Raw genomic sequence first — 1,066 nt, 5'->3', positions numbered from 1 at the left:
CCCCTACCCCTCCCCGCCCGTCTCCCGCGCGAGCGCCTTCAGCCGGTACAGCGTGTCGAGCGCCTCGCGCGGGGTCAGCGCGTCGACGTCGATCGCCTCCACCTCGGCGCGGATCGCGTCGCACGCTTCCTCCTCGGCCTGCGCGGCGGCGGCGAACAGCGGCAGGTCGTCCAGCCCGGCGGCCAGCCCGCCGGTCTTCGCGCGGCCCGCCTCCAGCTTGGCCAGCACCGCCTTGGCGCGCTGCACCGTGGCGGGCGGCATCCCCGCCAGCCGCGCAACCGCGAGGCCATAGCTGCGATCGGCGGGGCCGTCCGCCAGTTCGTGGAGCAGCACCAGCTCGCCCTTCCACTCACGCGCGCGGACGTGGTGGAGGCTGAGCGCGTCGCAGCGTTCGGCCAGCCGCGTCAGTTCGTGGTAATGGGTCGCGAACAGGCAGCGGCAGCGATTGTCCTCGTGGATCGCCTCCACCACCGCCCAGGCGATGGCGAGGCCGTCGTAGGTGGAGGTGCCGCGCCCGACCTCGTCGAGGATTACGAAGCTGTCGGGAGTCGCCTGTGCCAGGATCGCGGCGGTCTCGACCATCTCGACCATGAAGGTAGAGCGGCCGCGCGCGAGATTGTCCGACGCGCCGACGCGGCTGAACAGCCGGTCGACCAGCCCCAGCCGCGCGGCGGCGGCGGGGACGTAGCTGCCGGCCTGCGCCAGCACCGCGATCAGCGCATTCTGCCGCAGGAAGGTCGACTTGCCGCCCATGTTCGGCCCCGTCACCAGCCACAGGCGCGACCGGTCGCCCAGCACGCAATCGTTGGCGACGAAGCGGTCGCCGGAACGCGCCAGCGCCGCCTCCACTACCGGATGGCGGCCATCGCGTACCTCGAAACAGGGGGTGTCGGCGAAGGTCGGGCGCGACCATGCGCCCTCCACTGCGCGTTCCGCCAGCGCGGCGGCGACGTCGATCCGCGCCAGCGCGTCGGCGGTGGCGGCGATCGCATCGCGCGAGGCGAGCGCGGTAGCGACCAATTCCTCCAGATGCGCCGCCTCCGCCGCCAGCGCACGGGCGCCCGCC

General features: G+C 73.6%; 1 protein-coding gene. It reads right to left on the bottom strand.

Features of this window, described 5'->3' with window-relative positions; all coding sequences use genetic code 11:
• Nucleotides 1-3 precede the first annotated feature (3 nt).
• Nucleotides 4-1,066, bottom strand: a 1,063-nt coding sequence (locus tag AX685_RS07630; RefSeq protein ID WP_443026255.1) for a MutS-related protein, incomplete at its 5' end; no start/stop codon positions are given.

Source organism: Sphingomonas sp. CCH9-F2 (genome assembly GCF_001556735.1).
Taxonomy (GTDB): domain Bacteria; phylum Pseudomonadota; class Alphaproteobacteria; order Sphingomonadales; family Sphingomonadaceae; genus Sphingomonas; species Sphingomonas ginsenosidimutans.
This window is presented reverse-complemented; position numbering and strand designations above follow the sequence as displayed.